The sequence below is a fragment of the Zunongwangia sp. L-65 genome (genome assembly GCF_056859415.1).
The window spans coordinates 77,070-95,092 of the sequence record NZ_JBSXOK010000084.1 but is presented as its reverse complement, the minus strand read 5'-3'; the positions used below and the strand labels follow the sequence as shown (position 1 = coordinate 95,092).

Genomic DNA, 18,023 nt, shown 5'->3' with positions numbered 1-18,023 from the left:
TGCAAGGTTAACTTTGATAAAGTCAATAAATACAAGGTTTTTCAGATGGGTTCGAATCCTGTCGCACTATGTTCTCTATTTATGCGGTTAATGTGATTAAACCCATAAAAGAAAAGTAAAACTTTAAAATTTGGTAGAAATTTAGAAATCTGCCACTTAGTAATGGAATAATTAAAAAAGATATTAGGTACTAAACTTAGAATATGACGTAAGAGTTATTATTTTCTCGATTAAATTTTAGGAAAAAAACTTAAAATTTCATCTCAATTGCTACTAAATAAGATTATTCTAAAATACTCTTTTTATTTTATTTGAAAAAGCTGAAATTCTGTACTTATTCTGTACTAGGTGTAAAAAGAAAAAGCTTCACATTTCTGTGAAGCCTTGATTTTCTTAGTAGCGAGACCGAGATTTGAACTCGGGACCTCCGGGTTATGAATCCGACGCTCTAACCAACTGAGCTATCTCGCCGTATAGTGCAGTATTACTGCTATCACAAAACATTTACACTTTGTTGCAAATGCGGGTGCAAATATAACAACAATTTAAAATGCCGCAAATAATTTTTTCAAAAATATTTAAAATCTTTTCTTTTAATGTTACCAATTAATATATATATTGCTCGAAACTAATAAATCGAAAAATGGAAGATAAGATAAAGTACGAAATGGAATTTCCAATTCACGCTTCTCCTTCATTACTATATCAATACATATCAACACCCTCTGGATTAAGCGAGTGGTATGCTGATAATGTGAATTCACGCGGAGAATTATTTACTTTTATCTGGGAAGGTAGCGAAGAGCAGGCTAAGCTTGTGAGCAAAAAAAGTGATGAGCGTGTAAAGTTTAGATGGGCTGAAGAAGAAGGCACGCCATATTATTTTGAAATTCGTATTCAGGTAGACGATATCACTAAAGATGTTTCTATAATGATTACTGATTTCGCTGAGGATGAAGATGAGGTAGAAGAAGGTAAAATGCTTTGGGAAAATATGATTTCAGATCTAAAACAGGTATTAGGATCGGTTTAATATTCGATATTTAAAACTTACCTTTGCCCCGCTTATTAATCGGGGCTTTTTTATGATCAATTTTAACGGAGAATTACTGCAAGAAAACGAAGCGAGTTTATCGATTACAAACCGTGGTTATGCCTATGGGGATTCAGTATTTGAAACCATACGGGTGATCAACGGAAAAGTAATGTTTTGGGAAGATCATTATTTTAGATTGATGGCTTCTATGCGTATTATGCGAATGGAAATTCCCAATGAGTTTTCTCCAGAATTTTTAGAAGAACAAATTATTAATCTTATTAAAGAAAATAACCTTCAGGACAAACCTGTACGGGTTAAATTTTCTGTATTCAGAAAAGAGGGTGGTTTATATACTCCTGAGGTAAGAGATATCGAATATTTTATTCTTACCTCAGAAATTGAGCATTCTTTTTATACGCTTAATGAAGATTTTTATGAAGTTGAACTTTTTAAAGATCATTATATCAACGCTGGTTTGCTTTCAACAATAAAAACCAATAATAAAGCTGTAAATATGCTTGGCGGTATTTTTGCCAGAGAGAATAATTATCACAACTGTTTACTGGTTAATGAAAAAAAATCTGTTGTAGAAGCACTAAATGGTAACCTGTTTTTGGTAAAAGGGGATCGTATTAAAACGCCACCACTTACCGATGGTGCTTTAAACGGCATTACACGAAAGCAGTTGGTAAATATGATCAAAAAGTTGCAGGAATATAATTTTGAAGAAGCATCAATTTCACCATTCGAATTACAAAAAGCAGATGAGCTATTTATCACAAATGTAATCGTAGGGATACAGCCGATATCCAAATATCGTAAAAAAGAGTATACTAATACCGTGGCAAAAGATTTGTTAGCCAAACTAAATGCCAAGGCAAGATTGGGTTAGAGTAGTGGTTAGGCCAGGTAGAATAAGAATTTTATCTAATTATTTAATTATAACTAGGATTCTCTGGAGCATTAGACCATAAAACATATTCGCCACCTAGCTGCATCATCTGATCTTTCCAGAATGAATCATAAGGGCGTTCAATAATGCTTTTTTGATCTTCGTTAGTGACTACGATCCAGGAATTTGAATCTAATTCATTATTCAATTGTTCCGCATCCCAGCCAGAATATCCCAGAAAAAATCGTATTTGATTTTCATCGATCATATTTTGGGAAATAAGAGTGGTTACAGCATCAAAATTTCCTCCCCAGTAGATGCCATCTGCAATTTCTACACTATCGGGAATCAAATCTGGGACTCGATGAATAAAATAAAGATTATCCTGCTCTACGGGACCTCCATTATAAATCTGGAAATCTACATTTAAGCCTGGAATTAAATCTTTTAGGGTGAAATCCAACACCTTATTAAGAATAAATCCAACAGACCCACGCTCAGAATGCTCGGCCAAAAGCACTACAGATCTATTAAAGGATATGTCCCCAATAATGGAAGGTTCTGCGATTAAAAGGTGGCCTTTAGAGGGTTTAAGTGCAATCATAGGCATACTTTTTAACTAATCTAACTAATTATTCCTAACCTTACAATAAATATTAAAAAAATATGTATAAAAAAAGCTTTCCTGAGAGGAAAGCTTTAATACTTTAACTAAAATAGTGATAATTATTAGTTTACAGCTTTTTGTAAATCTGCACCAGCTTTAAATTTCACTACATTTTTAGCAGCGATTTTAATAGTTTTTCCTGTTTGTGGGTTTCTACCTTCACGTGCTGCTCTTTTAGACACAGACCAAGATCCAAATCCTACAAGAGAAACTCTGTCTCCTTTTTTAAGAGAAGTTTCGATTCCTCCTAAAAATGATTCTAATGCTTTTTTAGCTGCAGCTTTTGAAATACCTGCATCTTCAGCCATTGCGTCGATTAAATCTGTTTTGTTCATAATTTGAATTTAAATAATTGTTGGTTAAACATTCTGTTTAATTGCTCTTACAAATTTATATGGATTTATCGCCTATGCAAGTAATGGCAAGGGAAAACGGAAACTTTGTTGATAACTTTGGCAAAATGTTAATAATTGTAGACCAAATTTATTGATTTTTTATGATTTCAGTATTCGTAAGGGCTCAGAGCATGTAAGCCTCATTTTCTACCGTTAAGCCGTTTAGCAAATCTTTTACTTTCATTTTACGTTTACCTGGTAGTTGAATTTCATTAATCAAGATATAACCATCTTTGGTAGCTACTTTAATTTGGTACTTCTCAACACTTAGCTTCCCCACTTTTTCTTTATGATCTTTTAATGCGATTTCACAATCAAAAATCTTTACATTCAATTTTTCATCATTCTGAAAATAGCACCAGGCAGCAGGGTAGGGATTTAAGCCTCGTATTAGGTTGTAAATAGTGATAGTATCTTTACTCCAGTCGATCTTGGTGTTTTCGCGGGTTAATTTTGGGGCCGGTTTTGGATCTTCTTCTTTATTTTGAGCAATGGTTCTTACTTCGCCAATTTCTATGAGTTTAAGGGTATCTACAATGAGTTCTCCACCAAGTTTCATTAAGCGATCGTGAACAGATCCTACATTTTCTGTAGCCTCGATTTCAATTTCTTTGGACTGGATGATATTGCCGGTATCTATCTTGTCATCGATGAAAAAAGTAGTGACTCCTGTCGTCTTCTCACCATTGATCACCGCCCAGTTTATAGGCGCCGCTCCACGGTATTCCGGTAAAATGGAAGCATGTAAATTGAATGTTCCGTATGCTGGAAACTTCCAAACTTTTGTGGGTAACATTCTAAATGCAACCACCACCTGAAGGTTGGGCTTTAATGATTTAAGCTGAGTTTCAAAATCATCAGACTTTAAATTAGTTGGCTGTAAAACAGGCAGGTCTTTTGTTAATGCGAATTTTTTTACCGCGCTTTGGTTTAACTTTCTTCCACGACCGGCTGGTTTATCAGGAGCCGTAACTACACCCACAACATTGTAGCCGGCTTCAATAATTTTGGCAAGACCCTCTACGGCAAAGTCTGGCGTTCCCATAAATAGTATGCGTAAGTCTTTCATTTTAATTTATTTTATAGCTGTTTGTAGGTGTTCGTTTTATTCTGTTTTTTTCTAGTAAAAGTCGTAAAACTTCCAGTATATGTTCTTCCGCAAAAGGTAGTTGGGTGACCAGGTCTCTGGAAGATTTTTCAGTATTTCTTAGCATCTTTATAATTTCAAAATAGATGATATTCATCAATTCCCGGGTTAGTTTTCCGTTTTTTTTTCTTGTGCAAACCGAGCAAAGTCCGCAGTCTTCAATTTCCTGTTCTCCAAAATACGTTAAAAGCTGTTTGCTGCGGCAACTTTCCTTATTGGCGATATAGTCCAAAACCTGTGCTATTTTTTCTTTTTTGTGCTGAAGGTATTGCTCGATAAACCTGATATGCGGGATTAGAGTACGTTCATCTTCCCGGGGTACTAAAAAAGTAACAGAGGCATCATGTTGCGCATATTCAAACTCAATAATCTCATCTTTTTCCAGTTTCTGGAGCAGATGTAAAGCTTCGGTTTCAGAAATATTTGATTTTCCAGCTAAAGAAGCCAGGTTTATAGCTGTGAGATTTTCAAAGACACCACCATAGGTTCTTAAAATGGTTTTGGTAAATTCAGAAACATCAGGTTGATGGGTTAGATAGCTATTTAATGTACCCGGAAAAACTTCAAACTTCACTAAAGTACGTTTCTGAAATTCTTCACTTAATTTAAGGATGGCACAACGTTCTAAAATTTGTAAAGCAGCATAAGTTTTATGAATATTAAAATGGTATTGTTTGCAAAACAGGTTAAAGTTAAAATTAAAAACTTCCTGTTCACCTTCTCCATAAGCAATTCTAAAATAGGCGAGCACTTTTTTATACACCTCTTTAATTTCCGGAATGCAAGGCAGCCTTGCTAAAAATTGATTCTCTAAAACCGGAATATCACTTTTATTGGTGATTACTGTTGCTTCAGCATACTTATCATCACGACCGGCACGGCCTGCTTCCTGAAAATAACTCTCTAAATTTTCTGGCAAGTTAAGATGGATTACATGCCTAACATCTGGTTTATCGATCCCCATCCCAAAAGCGGTAGTGGCGACCATAATTCTAAATTTATTTTGAAGCCAGTCCTCCAGTTTTTTCTTTTTGGCAACCTGTTTCATTCCGCCATGAAAGGCCTCGGCTTTGTAGCCTTGTGATTGCAGATAACCAGCAATTTCAGTGGTAGCATTTCTACTTCTTACATAAATAATAGCTGTTTCTTCTGCAGATTTTAAAAGTTTAGCTACTTCATAAAATTTATCTTCAGCATAAACTACGTTATAGGCGATATTAGGTCTGTAAAAAGATTTTTTATGTAGCTTAAGATCTGGTAATTGTAATTGCTCTTTGATGTCTTCAATAACTTGGGGAGTTGCGGTTGCAGTTAAAGCAATTAAAGGCACTTCTGGTTTTAGTTCATTAAAGATATTGATATTGCGATAGGCAGGTCTAAAATCATGTCCCCATTGCGAAATGCAATGAGCTTCATCTACAGCAATCAAATTTACATTCATTAATCTGATGCGTTCCTGTACCAGCTCCATTTGAAGTCTTTCTGGCGATAGGTATAGAAATTTATAATTTCCGTAAATGCAATTATCTAATTTTTTATCCAGATCGTTAAAAGAAATACCACCGGTAAGACTCATGGCCTTTATTCCTTTTGCCTGCAAATTGCTTACCTGGTCTTCCATTAAGGCGATAAGCGGAGAAACCACAATACAAATACCGCTTCGCAGTAAAGCCGGAACCTGAAAACATATAGATTTACCGCCGCCAGTAGGAAGTAAAGCCAATACATTTTCACCCTCTAAAACCGAGGCGATGATGGGCCACTGTAAAGGTCTAAACGCTTTGTGTCCCCAGTATTTATTTAGTATTTGTACAGCTTCCTGCAATATTATACCTCACTAGTGTTGTTTAAAATAAAATCGGTTCTTTCTTCGACAGTTCCGGTAGGCACAATTATAGGTTTGTAGCCGTAAGCTATATAAGTTTTAGAGAGGTAGTCTGATATTTTTTCGGCTTCAGCAAAACTCTCATAGCGTTCGTTATCACTCTTATATATTTCTTCCCAGGGTGGTAATAAAAAAACCTGTTCGTATATTCGGTTTTTACAGGTAGAAATAAACGGCTCGTCGTATTTCGTATTAAAATAATCCATATAGGCAATCACGTCATGTACGCCACGATCTATAAAGATCAAAGTACCCCCAGATTCTTCAGCTTCGATAAATTGAGCATCCCTGCCTTCTAAAAGTTTTTTACTAAATAGTAGCGGTTGTTCTAAAAATAGCTGATCGATTCCTTCTTTTTGCGCTTCAAGGGTTACCTGTCTTGAAATTTCGTGTAGGCAGGTATAGCCACGTTTTTCCAGTTCGAAAATTATCGAAGATTTTCCTGTTCCCGGTCCACCGGTAATTACAATTTTTTGTGCTTTCACCCTGCAAATTTCGACATTTGATTTTGATTATAAAAATGGTATAAACCTTGTATCTTTGTAATCTTTAAATTAGAAGAAGAATATAATATGAGTCTATCGAATAATCCGGATGAATTTTACGCAAAACTGAAATCACAGCTTCAGGATACTGCCATGTGGCCTTCAGAATATTTATATAAGTTTATAGTGCCATCTGAAGAAGATAAAATAAAAGGTGTAGAAGATATTTTTGATAATATGGGAGCGGTGATTACCACCAAAAAGTCTAAAAAAGGAACTTACACCAGCGTTTCTGTAAATGTAAGGATGAAAAATCCAGATGCAGTGATTGCAAAATATAGAGAAGTAGGAGACAAGATAGAGGGAGTAATTTCACTATAAATTCTATTTTTGAGGTTTTTACTTGATAATTCCTAACGCCTTATTGCGTCAATATCCCTATGGATAGTTAGTGTTTAACTGATGATCTGTTGAGTATATACCTGGGAATTAAAACATCAGTGCATAACTAATTTTTTAATTATTGATTAAAAACCGACGATCTTTTACCCAACTTGGTTAATATTTCTTATTTTGCAGGCAGAATAAACTTCTGCAATTTAATATTACCGAATTTAAATCTAATTTTTTTGACAAACGCATTAGAATATAACTCTGAAAGGAGTACGTTGATAATTCCTGAATATGGTAGACATCTGCAAAAAATGGTAGAGCATGCCGTAAGTATTAAGGATGATGAAGAGCGAAACCGTGTAGCCAAATCTATAATTGCGGTTATGGGAAACATGAATCCGCATTTACGTGATGTACCGGATTTTCAGCATAAACTGTGGGATCAATTATTTATAATCAGTGATTTTAAACTGGACGTAGATTCACCTTTCCCAAAGCCAAGCCGAGAAATACTAGAAGAACATCCTGATCCTTTGGATTACCCTCAAAACTTTCCAAAATATCGTTTCTACGGGAATAATATTAAACGAATGATCGATGAGGCTAAGAAATATGATGAAGGTGAGTTTAAAGATGCTTTAGTATTAGCCATTGCGAATCACATGAAAAAATCTTTCTTAAACTGGAACCGTGACACCGTAGATGATAATGTTATTTTTGAGCATTTAAAAGAATTAAGTGAAGGTGATCTAAATCTTAAAAACTCTGATGAGGACTTAAGCGATTCGTCTAATCTTATGCGCGGGAAGAAAAAATACACAAAACCCAATAGTCCAAAAAGAACAGGTCGAAAAAGCCGTAAACGCTACTAAAATTTAACCAATTTCATGGGAACTTTTCAGATTGAAGGAGGGCATCAGCTTCAGGGGAAAATTCAGCCTCAGGGAGCCAAAAACGAAGCCCTGCAAATTCTTTGTGCCGTATTATTAACTTCTGAAGAAGTAAGAATTAATAATATTCCAGACATTATAGATGTAAATAAGCTTATTGGTTTATTAGAGAATCTGGGTGTTAAAATCCAGAAATTAGGAAAAGGAAGTTATATATTTAAAAGTGATGCCCTAAATTTAGAGTATCTGCAAAGTGAGCAGTTTAAAAAAGATGGTAGTGGTCTACGTGGATCTATAATGATTGTGGGACCGTTATTATCTAGATTTGGTAAAGGATACATTCCAAAGCCTGGTGGAGATAAAATTGGCCGTCGTCGTTTGGATACGCATTTTGAAGGTTTCATTAATCTTGGCGCTAGTTTTAGATATAATAAGGAGGAACGTTTTTATGGAGTAGAAGCGCCTAACGGATTAAAGGGAAAATACATGCTTTTAGAAGAAGCATCGGTTACCGGAACAGCGAATATCGTTATGGCTGCCGTTATGGCTGAAGGAACAACTACCATCTATAATGCTGCCTGTGAGCCTTATCTACAGCAACTTTGTAAGATGCTTAACTCGATGGGAGCAAAGATAGGCGGTGTAGGATCTAACTTACTGGTGATCGAAGGCGTTACAGAACTAGGGGGCTGCGAGCATACAATTTTACCGGATATGATTGAAATAGGATCCTGGATAGGCCTTGCTGCGATGACCAAGAGTGAAATTACCATAACTAATGTGCGTTGGGAAATGCTTGGGTTAATTCCTACTACTTTTAAAAAGTTGGGCATTACTATTGAGCGTAGGGGGGACGATATATTTATACCGGCTCATAATGATGGTTACGAAGTGCAAAGTTTTATAGACGGTTCTATAATGAATATTAGCGATGCACCGTGGCCGGGTTTTACGCCAGATTTACTAAGCATTATTTTAGTAGTGGCAACACAGGCCAGGGGTAGTGTGCTAATTCATCAAAAGATGTTTGAAAGTCGATTGTTCTTTGTAGATAAACTTATTGATATGGGAGCAAAGATTATACTTTGTGACCCGCACAGGGCCACGGTAATCGGTCATGATTTCCATTCGTCTTTAAAGGCTACTACAATGACTTCTCCAGATATTAGAGCGGGTATTTCTCTATTAATTGCAGCACTTTCTGCAAAAGGAACATCTACTATTCACAATATAGAGCAGATCGATAGAGGTTATGAAGATATTGAGGCACGTTTAAAAAGTATAGGGGCCAAGATCGAAAGAATTGCTTAAAGTGGGAATCCTAATATAGATTATTATAAAATAAAAACCTCGAGAATATATTCTCGAGGTTTTTTCTTAAAAATAGGCTGCCCATGAAAAAGAAGAAGGATAGGTATGAGATTCTTTGTGAGCAAATGATATTGAATCCCAATCTGATGTTTTTTACATCTTTTTTCTTAGACTAGGGGCAGCCATTTTTATCCAATAATCGAGATTAAATGTTCTAATATATCCAGAGCTATCGGGATGCCTTGGTTAAAAAATAATTTTCTTATACATCCTATCGGTATTCCTAGGATTTACTGAATGCATTTTAAATAAATGAGTTATTTACTCTGGCCTTGATTATTATTGGCATTATAACAAATTGAATGAATTTTTAGGAAAAATTTGTTTTGTAACACAACAAAATAGAAGGTTGGGTACGAAAGGTTTTGTAAGGATTTCATTCAAATTCAGGTTCGGGATTCTTCCAGTGTTATTCCTGCGGAAAACAATAGGTGGCACAATGCCAGATAAATTCATAATCTTTACCATTATAAGTACCGGGAACATTTTCATTTTTAGTGGTTTCTACGGTATATTTTGTGTTCCAGGGAAGTTTAAATGAAATTTTACCTTCATCATCAGTGTTTAGGGTTTTAGACCAAAGATCTGAAACATATATTTTTACTTCCTGTTCGCTAATCGGTTCTCCCTCATAATATATCTGCAATGTTTTTTCTTCATTTGCAGAAGGAATTTCCTTAATGCTTAAACCCTTCTTCGTAATTGTTGAAGCGGTAGGTGCATCGGCCACGTTTATTTTCGCAAAAGACTGGTAATGGGTTTTAAAAATCCCAAAGTCATATTCGCTATAATCGATCACATCAATATTATCATTTTTCAGCTGAATGGTAAAAGTACCTTCTTCAGTAGGGGTGAAATACCCTAAATAGTGGTCTTCTTTTTTATCCAAATTCAGTTTTGTAGATGTGCCATCAGGATTGATAACCCAAACTTCAAAACTGGAAACACTTTTAAAAGCATCGCCATCGGTTTTTTCGATAACACCATAGGTGTATTCTCCATAATGAACTTTTACTTCTTGTTTTTTGTTCAGTTCGCCATTAGGCCTTGTTTCTATCCATAAATAATGTGCAAAGGATGTGCTGTAGCAAAGTAAAAATAGGATAATTAGGTTTAGTTTTTTCATATAAATAAATTTAGTTAAACTGTTTATTCTCAGCTTTTCTTTAAATGCTGAAAAAAATCACTTGTTAGAGTTTTAGATGTTATGATTATATCCTCCCTATAATAATGCTATAGGGAGTTGGAGGAATTTGAAGCTTAAAATTTATAATTAAGGCTTAATCTAAAGTTTCTTCCGGGTTCACTTTGCCAGTATACGTAAGTACCATAATCTGCACCAGAGTATAGATATTCGTTAAGAAGGTTATTAAGGTTAAGAGCTACACGAAAGTTATCGTTCTCCCAGCTTAGGGCTCCATCCATTCTAAAATAATCAGGTAAATCTGTTTGGCCATCGGCCCCCCAAACCCAGGATGAGCGGTCTACCTGGTACTGGTAGCCCAGTGAAATCCCGAATCCTTTTAAATTTTGGTTCTGGAATGTATAATCTAACCATCCGTTGGTGATATGTTTTGAAAAACCAGCAATAGGGTTTCCATCGGCGTCTTCTACATTAGTATACGCGTAATTTAGAATTAAGTTTAAACCTTTGGTAATTTCTCCACGGGTATCAAATTCAAAACCACGGGAAGTAATATCGGTATCTACCTGTAAAGAGTAGTTGGCATCTTCAGGGTCGGCTACCAGGAATTTATCTTTATGAATATCGAAGTAGGTGGCGGTAGCATTCCATTTTCCGTTCAGGAATTCAAACTTTAATCCTCCTTCAATGTCCTCAGCGGTTACCGGATCAAAAGCGTCGCCAAATCTGTTCGTTCCCTGTTCTGGTAAAAAAGACTGGTCGTACATTCCGTAGATGACTAAATTATCCAATATCGAATAAGATACCGCTACACGTGGTGTAAATACTTTATCGTCTGATGTTACGCCGTAAGCACTACTTTTAAACTCTGTATATCTACCGGCAAGAGTAAGACGCAGTGCATCATCTAAAAACCCCAATTGATCCTGAAGGTAATAGGAAAGATAGTTAGAAGTTATAATTCCGCTTGCCCGTTGTTGTAAATTTTTACTCCTGTCAAATTCAGGTAATAGGGCTGCTGGCTGTGGATTATAAATATTAAAAGGATTATCTTGAGTATCTATGCTAAGGCTTTGCGACCAATCCGCTATGTAATTTTTATTTCCGTAATCTAATCCTCCTAAAATTTTATGTGAGATATCACCAGTTAGCTCTTTACCATTAATAAAAACCTGTCCTAGCTTTTGTTCTTCTTTGGCGTCCCAAATACTAATATTACGTAATAAATCACCGTTTTCCTGAACTCCGAATGCGCTATTGATCCATAAACTGGAACCTTCATGCTGATAATTAAGATAACTAAGTTGTGCGGTTAAATTCCAATTCTGATTAAGTTGATGTTTAAAATTTATAAATCCATAGTGTTCTTTCATCACCGAAGGACCAAGCCTTGGATCTGATAATGTAAAATCACGGTCCACATCAGCGTATTCATTAGGAGCAAAAACATAAGCAGATCCTATAAGTTTTGTTTTGTAATATTGATAGGTATACTGTGCTGTTACCGAGGTTTTATCATTAAAATTATATTTGATACTCGGCGCAAGGGTATAGCGATTTTCTGGCTCGAAATCTCTATGAGCTTCCTTGGTAGATGCCGCACCTACAAATCGATATTGCAGTTTTTTATTTTCAGATAAGTTCCCTTCGATGTCTGCCGTAGCTCTTAAAGTATTGTAACTGCCGGTAAGTATGCTAATCTCTCCACCGGTTTTACCTGTTGGTTTTTTGGTCACTACATTATAAAGTCCACCGGGTTCTCCACTGGATAACATAAAGGCAGAGGGGCCTTTTACTACTTCTATACGGTCAACCAAAGCAAGATCCTCGGCCATCGGACCCCAGGTAGATAATACATTCATTCCATTTCTAAAGGGAGGAATTCTAAAGCCGCGCATATTAATTCTAGCAAAATTTCCCCAATGTTCTATCATTTGTGCACCACTAACATTTCTGGTGACATTTTCCATGATAGAGATCGCCGCCTGGTCTTTTAGGACATCGTTGGTAATAATCTGGATATTTTGAGGAATATTGATGATTTCTTCATCTAGTCTAAGGGAAGAAGAAACCTTGCGAGTCGTGTAAGCCTCTTTTTCTCCAGAGATCCAAACATCCGAGAGGGAGGTAATCTCTTTTTGAATGATGACCTCTATAGTTTTATTCGATTGAATATTAACTGTTAGCTCTTTTCTTATAAAGCCGATTTCGGAAATTACAAGAGTATATTCTCCTTTTGGTATGTTTGTGATGCTAAAGAAACCATTCTGATTAGTGTATGCACCATAATTAGAATCTTTTAAGTATATATGGGCATTGCTAACCAGGTTTTGTTGCTCATCAAAAACAAATCCACTAAGTTCTGCAGACTGATTTTGGGCAGATGCCCCATAAAATCTACTTAAGATTAGAAATAATAAAAGTAAACTTTTCTTCATTTTGTTTTTATTTAGATTTATTATAAACAATAAAAGCAAATGTATTAAAGTGATATAAAAGAATTATAAAAAATTTAATATAATTTTTAATCAATCCAGATAAAATTTAAATGCTTGGTTGGGATAGATGGTAAATATTTGTTTTTTAGGTATTCGTAAATTATTTGGTTTGTCTTTTTATATAATTGAATTTGATAAGATCAGTCGTTATTCGGAAAGATTAACCATTTTTTCAAAAGAAAAAGTCCTAAAAAAAGCGATCATTAAAATGATCGCTTTTTTTAGGACTTCAATAAGAAGCTATTTTATTAGAAATGTGATTTTAAATTACAAAAATCAGACTTTTTGAGCTCGCTCTTTATTTTCTCTATAATGAAACAAGTTTTGTTCTTTGATCATTTGTGTGGTTTTTTCAGGAAGCATTTCTTCCCATCCTTCTTTTCCATCTGAGATCATTTGTAAGACTTCCCTTGAATATATATCCAGAATATCAGGATTATAATTTTCAATGTCTTCTACGCGACCATTATATTTAAAGAATTTGTATAATTCCTTCATACGTGGATGTACCTTTAAGTTTTCACTTGTGGTAATTTCGCCGGTTTCAGGATCCTTAAGTGGATAAAGGTAAACCTTAAGATCTTTAAAGAACAATTTACCAAAAGCTTCTAAAATACCACCGCTTAGGTGTCTGTAATACTTTTCGTCAAAAACATCTACGAGGTTATTTACACCCATGGCAAGCCCCATTCTCATTTTAGAATACTTACTAAAATATTCCACTACCTTATAATATTCCTGGAAGTTTGAGATCATTACCGTTTGCCCTAGTGAGCATAGTAATTCTGCCCGATCCATAAAATCACGTTCATCTATTTCACCTTCAGCTCTAAGGTTAGATAGGGTAATTTCAAAAATCACTTCGGTATTTTCTTCAGAAACCCGATTTTCGTTAAAGAACAATTCACGAGATTTCTGGAACATATCCATGTTCACCTTCGTAACCGGTCTAAAACTACCACGAAGTGCAAGGATATTCTTTTTATATAGAATTTTTGCCGGAAGTACATTATTTCCGTCCGGACTAAACATTACCGCATCGGTCATGCCGTTTTTAACGAGTTGTAAACTCATAAGACGGTTATCTACCTTTTTAAATCTTGGGCCAGAAAAATTGATGGTATCGATCTCTAACTGATCTTTATCGATATGATCATATAAATAGCGCAGTAATTTTTTAGGATTGTCATATTTATAGTATGCCCCATAAATGAGGTTAACTCCTAAAATTCCTAACGTATTTTGTTGGTGCCGGGCATCATTTTCTTTAAACCGAATATGAAGGCTAATTTCGTTATAATCTTCATCTGGGCTTATCTGGTAACGAATTCCAACCCAGCCGTGTCCCTTATACTTTTTAGCGAAGTCTATGGTGGCCACGGTATTGGCGTAACTAAAGAAAAGTTTATTGGGGTGCTTTTCTCTTGAAATCCTTTCTTCAATCAATTTAATTTCATGAGAAAGCATTTTTTTAAGTCGGGCTTCAGTAACGTATCTTCTGTCATCTTCCACACCGTAGATAGCATCACTAAAATCTTTATCGTAAGCACTCATCGCCTTGGCAATGGTGCCCGAAGCACCACCAGCTCTAAAAAAGTTTCTTACAGTTTCCTGTCCTGCGCCAATTTCAGAAAAGGTACCATAAATATTCTCGTTTAGATTGATACGAAGAGCTTTACTCTTTATAGAAGGAACATTCTCAAATTCCTTGTCGCCCATTATGGTGATTGGCATATTTTTCCTTTTAGATGAATTTTCCTTTTTTACGCTTCCAAAGGTACTAAAACACTAAGGTAAACAAAAAATAATACCTAACTTTGTCACAAATATAACATTCTTGAAAGTTACATTTTTAGGTACAGGAACATCACAGGGAATCCCCATTATTGGTAGTACTCATCCCGTTTGCTTAAGTAAAAACCCTAAAGATAAACGTCTAAGGGTTTCAGTAATGGTAGAGTGGGAGGGACTAAACATTTTAATAGATTGCGGTCCCGATTTTAGAATGCAAATGTTGGCCAATAATTTTGCCAGATTAGATGCTATACTTTTTTCTCACGAGCATAATGATCATGTAGCCGGTTTAGACGATATTAGACCCTTTTTCTTCAGACAGGGCAACATCCCGATTTACGCACATGAAAGGGTTTTAAATGCGCTCAAAAAACGTTTTGATTATATTTTTGTTACTGAAAATAAATATCCCGGTGCCCCAGGTGTCAACGAACATATCGTTACTGATAATGATTTTGAGATCGAAGGTAAACACATCACCCCGGTAAGCTACCTGCATAACCAGTTACAGGTATATGGATATCGAATGGGTGGCTTTGCCTATTTAACCGATATAAAGTCTATTTCTGAAACTGAAGCTGAAAAACTTAAAAATTTGGAAGTGGTGGTGGTTAGCGCTTTAAGAATAGAACCACATCATTCTCATTTTAATCTGGCGGAAGCATTGGAATTTATCGAGAAAATTAAGCCAAATAAAACATATTTGACTCATATTAGTCATTTATTGGGATTTCATGATGAGGTAGAACAATCACTACCTGAAAACGTACATCTTGCCTACGACAATTTGAAAATCAGTATTGATGAAAAATAAGATCCTGCTATACTTATTCATATTTGCTGCATTGTTCGCGATTTTTATTTACGTAAACGATAAGAAAATCCTGGACGATCAAACAAACAGAATCATTAGCTTACAAAAGCGATTAGATGAATTAGAGACGGAAGACGACCATATAAATACAGTAGCATCTGATGAGTTTTACGATTTTAGTTTGAAAAGAAATGAGCCCGCTATGACCTATTTTGAAAATAGCGGTTTTGACGCTGCCGAAATTGAACGAAAAGTGCAGGATGTTTTAATCGATATGAATAGAAGTAGTGAGAATAATAAAATGGTACCGTTTGAAGGAATGAATGGCCCAATGCGCATTAATAAAGTAAAGCTACTGAATCATAAATGGCTAATCGCCAATTTCACGGATGGGGAACACTGGGGAGAAATTTTATTGAATTATTATGTTACTAATGATGGTAATGTTGAATTTGAACCTCTAAATGCTTTCCTTTATCCTACGGAATAAAAGCTACAGCTAAGTATGAAAGAAATAGTTATTTATTGATTTCCTTAATCTGTACTAACTGTTTGTTGTCGTCATTCCATATATTCAATTTCATAATAAAAATTACTTTTGATTTTAGTAGCTTCATCTTTACTCTTGAAATCCAAATTATAAGGATCGTAAACTAATTTTTTCCTGAAACAAATCTTTCCTGGTTCGTCTTTGAAGAAAGACAGACATCAATCATAAAAAGATTATCATCAGTTATTTTAGTTTCTATATTATTTTCAATATAATTTTGATCCAAATGAGTAGGTTGTGACACAGATATATTCTATTTTGGAAACCGATCAGGGGATCAGGATAGAATTAATTAAACTTCAGCTGCGGGAAAAACAAATATCACCGAGTTTAGAGAGCTTATTGCTAAAATGAAAACTCAGGATTCAATCAATCGGCAAAAAGTATTCAAAATATTACAAACTCCCTGGCCTGAAAACCTGAAAGTACAGCAAAATCAATCTTTATTTTGGTGATTTAGCATGCTGATTTAAAAACACAAAAAAGTATTTACCGGTTGTAGAATCTGCGGTTAAAGAAGGTAAAACTTTAGCTTCTAATCTTGCCGTGCTAAAAGACCGAATCACACTTAGGGAAGGAGGGAAGCAAATTTACGGCAGCCAAGGTTTGGATCGATAAAAATACCGGTAAACAGTATTTTCAACCTATTGAAAATCCAGACAAAGTAGACAGTTACGGGCAGAAGTTGGTCTTTCCGATATGTAAACCTATTTTCAGATGGATTGGAGTCTGGAACAGTATAAGAATTCACCAGAATTAAAATCATTGCTATCAATGAAGAATTAATCGAAGTGCTATTTATTTAAAAAATAAGCTCGGATTCTTTAAAAATCTGAGCTTATTCAACTTACAACAACTAACTAACTTAGCTCACCAAAGAATAAGACTGTTTGGCAATCTCTAATTCTTCATTAGTGGGAACAATTAAAATTTGTTTCTCAGCTTCCGGCAAATTGATAGAACGAATGCTTTTACCACGCACATCGTTTTTTCGATGATCCAGATACAGTCCTAAATATTCCATATCTTCTAGAGCAATCTTTCTAATAACACTACTATTTTCACCAATTCCTGCGGTAAAAATAACGGCATCCACACCATTCATCGCTGCGATATAGGAACCAATATATTTTTTAATCTTATAGCCATTCATGTAAAGTGCGAGTCTACAATTTTCATCACCTTCAGCAGCTTGTTCTTCAATATCTCGCATATCGCTATAGCCGGTAAGCCCTAGCATTCCACTTTCTTTTAATAAAATATTCTTAACCTCTTCTGGAGAATAGCCAAGTTTATCGATAAGATAAAAGATAACAGACTGGTCGATGTCCCCGGCACGGGTTCCCATAATTAGTCCGTTTGCAGGTCCCATTCCTAAGGAGTGATCAATAGCTTTTCCATCTTTTATAGCCGTGACACTACAACCATTACCAAGATGTACACTGATAATTTTTTCTGACGGTAGTCCCTTTTCGCTTAAGTATTCGATCGCTTTTTCAGAAACGTATTTATGGCTGGTGCCGTGAAAGCCATAAGCCCTAACATCGTGATCATTTAAAAATTTTTTCGGAATGGCATATTGATAGGCTTTTTTTGGCATGGTTTGAAAATAAGCCGTATCAAAAACTACCACTTGTTTTGCTTCAGGAAATACACTTTCGGCAACTTCGATTCCAAGTAGATTATGCGGATTATGTAAGGGGGCTAAAGGAAAAAGATTTCTAATTTTTTCTTTTACATCTTCAGTAACTTCGACAGTTTTGGAAAAACTTTTTCCACCATGAACCACTCGATGTCCAACCACCTCAATATGGTTTTTATCTTCAACCACTCCTACTTCTTTATCCATTAAGAAAGAGGTGATTTTATTTAATCCTGTTTCGTGATCTGGGATATCAATTTCTTTGGTCATTTTGTCTTCCCCGGTTTTGTAGTGTATTAAAGACCCTTGTAAACCAATACGCTCCACGAGTCCGCTTGCTGCCACCGTTTCCTCCGGCATTTTTATAAGTTGGTATTTTATGGAAGAACTACCTGAGTTGATTATTAAAATATTCAT

At 35.3% G+C, this 18,023-nt stretch carries 16 protein-coding genes and 1 tRNA gene; 7 read left to right on the top strand and 10 right to left on the bottom strand.

Annotated elements, in window-relative coordinates:
* Nucleotides 1-397 precede the first annotated feature (397 nt).
* Nucleotides 398-471: transfer RNA gene (locus AC13DP_RS21765), tRNA-Met, on the bottom strand.
* A gap of 172 nt (nt 472-643) precedes the next feature.
* Here AC13DP_RS21765 and AC13DP_RS21760 point away from each other — a divergent pair.
* The gene (locus AC13DP_RS21760) at nt 644-1,033 is read left to right on the top strand and encodes an START-like domain-containing protein (protein WP_013071941.1); all 390 of its coding nucleotides are present in this window, start codon (nt 644-646) and stop codon (nt 1,031-1,033) included.
* Between the two features lie 52 nt (nt 1,034-1,085).
* The gene (locus AC13DP_RS21755) at nt 1,086-1,931 is read left to right on the top strand and encodes an aminotransferase class IV (RefSeq protein ID WP_483068476.1); all 846 of its coding nucleotides are present in this window, start codon (nt 1,086-1,088) and stop codon (nt 1,929-1,931) included.
* A 43-nt stretch (nt 1,932-1,974) separates the two neighbouring features.
* On the opposite strand, the gene AC13DP_RS21750 is transcribed toward AC13DP_RS21755, so the two are convergent.
* The 5 genes from AC13DP_RS21750 to AC13DP_RS21730 form a co-directional block, all read right to left on the bottom strand.
* Nucleotides 1,975-2,535, bottom strand: coding sequence for a YqgE/AlgH family protein (locus tag AC13DP_RS21750; protein ID WP_013071943.1), 561 nt, complete (start codon nt 2,533-2,535; stop codon nt 1,975-1,977).
* Nucleotides 2,536-2,660: 125 nt separating this feature from the next.
* Nucleotides 2,661-2,933: an HU family DNA-binding protein gene (locus tag AC13DP_RS21745; protein WP_013071944.1), complete on the bottom strand. Its 273-nt coding sequence runs from the start codon at nt 2,931-2,933 to the stop codon at nt 2,661-2,663.
* A gap of 184 nt (nt 2,934-3,117) precedes the next feature.
* Nucleotides 3,118-4,062, bottom strand: a complete 945-nt coding sequence (fmt, locus tag AC13DP_RS21740; protein ID WP_483068475.1) for a methionyl-tRNA formyltransferase — start codon at nt 4,060-4,062, stop codon at nt 3,118-3,120.
* Between the two features lies 1 nt (nt 4,063).
* Nucleotides 4,064-5,965, bottom strand: a complete 1,902-nt coding sequence (locus AC13DP_RS21735) for a RecQ family ATP-dependent DNA helicase (RefSeq protein ID WP_483068474.1) — start codon at nt 5,963-5,965, stop codon at nt 4,064-4,066.
* A 2-nt stretch (nt 5,966-5,967) separates the two neighbouring features.
* Nucleotides 5,968-6,510 carry an AAA family ATPase gene (locus AC13DP_RS21730; protein ID WP_483068473.1) on the bottom strand — a complete coding sequence of 181 codons (543 nt, stop codon included), beginning with the start codon at nt 6,508-6,510 and terminating at the stop codon, nt 5,968-5,970.
* 87 nt (nt 6,511-6,597) lie between these two features.
* Here AC13DP_RS21730 and AC13DP_RS21725 point away from each other — a divergent pair, with 87 nt between their 5' ends.
* The 3 genes from AC13DP_RS21725 to murA all read left to right on the top strand — a co-directional run bounded on the left by AC13DP_RS21725 (nt 6,598) and on the right by murA (nt 9,104).
* Nucleotides 6,598-6,891, top strand: coding sequence for a DUF493 family protein (locus AC13DP_RS21725; protein ID WP_228250538.1), 294 nt, complete (start codon nt 6,598-6,600; stop codon nt 6,889-6,891).
* A gap of 248 nt (nt 6,892-7,139) precedes the next feature.
* On the top strand, nt 7,140-7,775 hold the full coding sequence (locus tag AC13DP_RS21720; protein ID WP_041579987.1) for a DUF4290 domain-containing protein: 636 nt from the start codon (nt 7,140-7,142) through the stop codon (nt 7,773-7,775).
* A 15-nt stretch (nt 7,776-7,790) separates the two neighbouring features.
* Nucleotides 7,791-9,104 (top strand): UDP-N-acetylglucosamine 1-carboxyvinyltransferase, encoded by a 1,314-nt coding sequence (murA, locus tag AC13DP_RS21715; protein ID WP_347407236.1) that lies wholly within the window; start codon nt 7,791-7,793, stop codon nt 9,102-9,104.
* 469 nt (nt 9,105-9,573) lie between these two features.
* Here the strand turns inward: murA and AC13DP_RS21710 are convergent, their stop codons facing one another.
* From AC13DP_RS21710 to AC13DP_RS21700, 3 genes are all read right to left on the bottom strand, one after another.
* The gene (locus AC13DP_RS21710; protein WP_483068472.1) at nt 9,574-10,290 is read right to left on the bottom strand and encodes a DUF4198 domain-containing protein; all 717 of its coding nucleotides are present in this window, start codon (nt 10,288-10,290) and stop codon (nt 9,574-9,576) included.
* Nucleotides 10,291-10,424: 134 nt separating this feature from the next.
* The gene (locus AC13DP_RS21705) at nt 10,425-12,746 is read right to left on the bottom strand and encodes a TonB-dependent siderophore receptor (protein WP_483068471.1); all 2,322 of its coding nucleotides are present in this window, start codon (nt 12,744-12,746) and stop codon (nt 10,425-10,427) included.
* Between the two features lie 336 nt (nt 12,747-13,082).
* The gene (locus tag AC13DP_RS21700) at nt 13,083-14,540 is read right to left on the bottom strand and encodes a TonB-dependent receptor (RefSeq protein ID WP_483068470.1); all 1,458 of its coding nucleotides are present in this window, start codon (nt 14,538-14,540) and stop codon (nt 13,083-13,085) included.
* A 103-nt stretch (nt 14,541-14,643) separates the two neighbouring features.
* Here AC13DP_RS21700 and AC13DP_RS21695 point away from each other — a divergent pair, with 103 nt between their 5' ends.
* Nucleotides 14,644-15,414, top strand: coding sequence for an MBL fold metallo-hydrolase (locus AC13DP_RS21695; protein WP_483068469.1), 771 nt, complete (start codon nt 14,644-14,646; stop codon nt 15,412-15,414).
* Nucleotides 15,404-15,904, top strand: coding sequence for a hypothetical protein (locus AC13DP_RS21690; protein ID WP_483068468.1), 501 nt, complete (start codon nt 15,404-15,406; stop codon nt 15,902-15,904). The genes AC13DP_RS21695 and AC13DP_RS21690 overlap by 11 nt, the downstream gene beginning before the upstream one ends.
* Nucleotides 15,905-16,829: 925 nt before the next feature.
* Here AC13DP_RS21690 and AC13DP_RS21685 read toward each other — a convergent pair.
* Nucleotides 16,830-18,023: an acetate/propionate family kinase gene (locus tag AC13DP_RS21685; RefSeq protein ID WP_483068467.1), complete on the bottom strand. Its 1,194-nt coding sequence runs from the start codon at nt 18,021-18,023 to the stop codon at nt 16,830-16,832.

Excerpts from the sequence above, each read along its gene's own strand:
- AC13DP_RS21685 (WP_483068467.1), bottom strand. The coding sequence starts at position 18,023 with ATGAATATTTTAATAATCAACTCAGGTAGTTCTTCCATAAAATACCAA.
- AC13DP_RS21725 (WP_228250538.1), top strand. The coding sequence starts at position 6,598 with ATGAGTCTATCGAATAATCCGGATGAATTTTACGCAAAACTGAAATCA.
- AC13DP_RS21700 (WP_483068470.1), bottom strand. The coding sequence starts at position 14,540 with ATGCCAATCACCATAATGGGCGACAAGGAATTTGAGAATGTTCCTTCT.
- AC13DP_RS21750 (WP_013071943.1), bottom strand. The coding sequence starts at position 2,535 with ATGATTGCACTTAAACCCTCTAAAGGCCACCTTTTAATCGCAGAACCT.
- AC13DP_RS21710 (WP_483068472.1), bottom strand. The coding sequence starts at position 10,290 with ATGAAAAAACTAAACCTAATTATCCTATTTTTACTTTGCTACAGCACA.
- fmt (WP_483068475.1), bottom strand. The coding sequence starts at position 4,062 with ATGAAAGACTTACGCATACTATTTATGGGAACGCCAGACTTTGCCGTA.
- AC13DP_RS21760 (WP_013071941.1), top strand. The coding sequence starts at position 644 with ATGGAAGATAAGATAAAGTACGAAATGGAATTTCCAATTCACGCTTCT.
- murA (WP_347407236.1), top strand. The coding sequence starts at position 7,791 with ATGGGAACTTTTCAGATTGAAGGAGGGCATCAGCTTCAGGGGAAAATT.
- AC13DP_RS21755 (WP_483068476.1), top strand. The coding sequence starts at position 1,086 with ATGATCAATTTTAACGGAGAATTACTGCAAGAAAACGAAGCGAGTTTA.
- AC13DP_RS21705 (WP_483068471.1), bottom strand. The coding sequence starts at position 12,746 with ATGAAGAAAAGTTTACTTTTATTATTTCTAATCTTAAGTAGATTTTAT.
- AC13DP_RS21745 (WP_013071944.1), bottom strand. The coding sequence starts at position 2,933 with ATGAACAAAACAGATTTAATCGACGCAATGGCTGAAGATGCAGGTATT.
- AC13DP_RS21690 (WP_483068468.1), top strand. The coding sequence starts at position 15,404 with ATGAAAAATAAGATCCTGCTATACTTATTCATATTTGCTGCATTGTTC.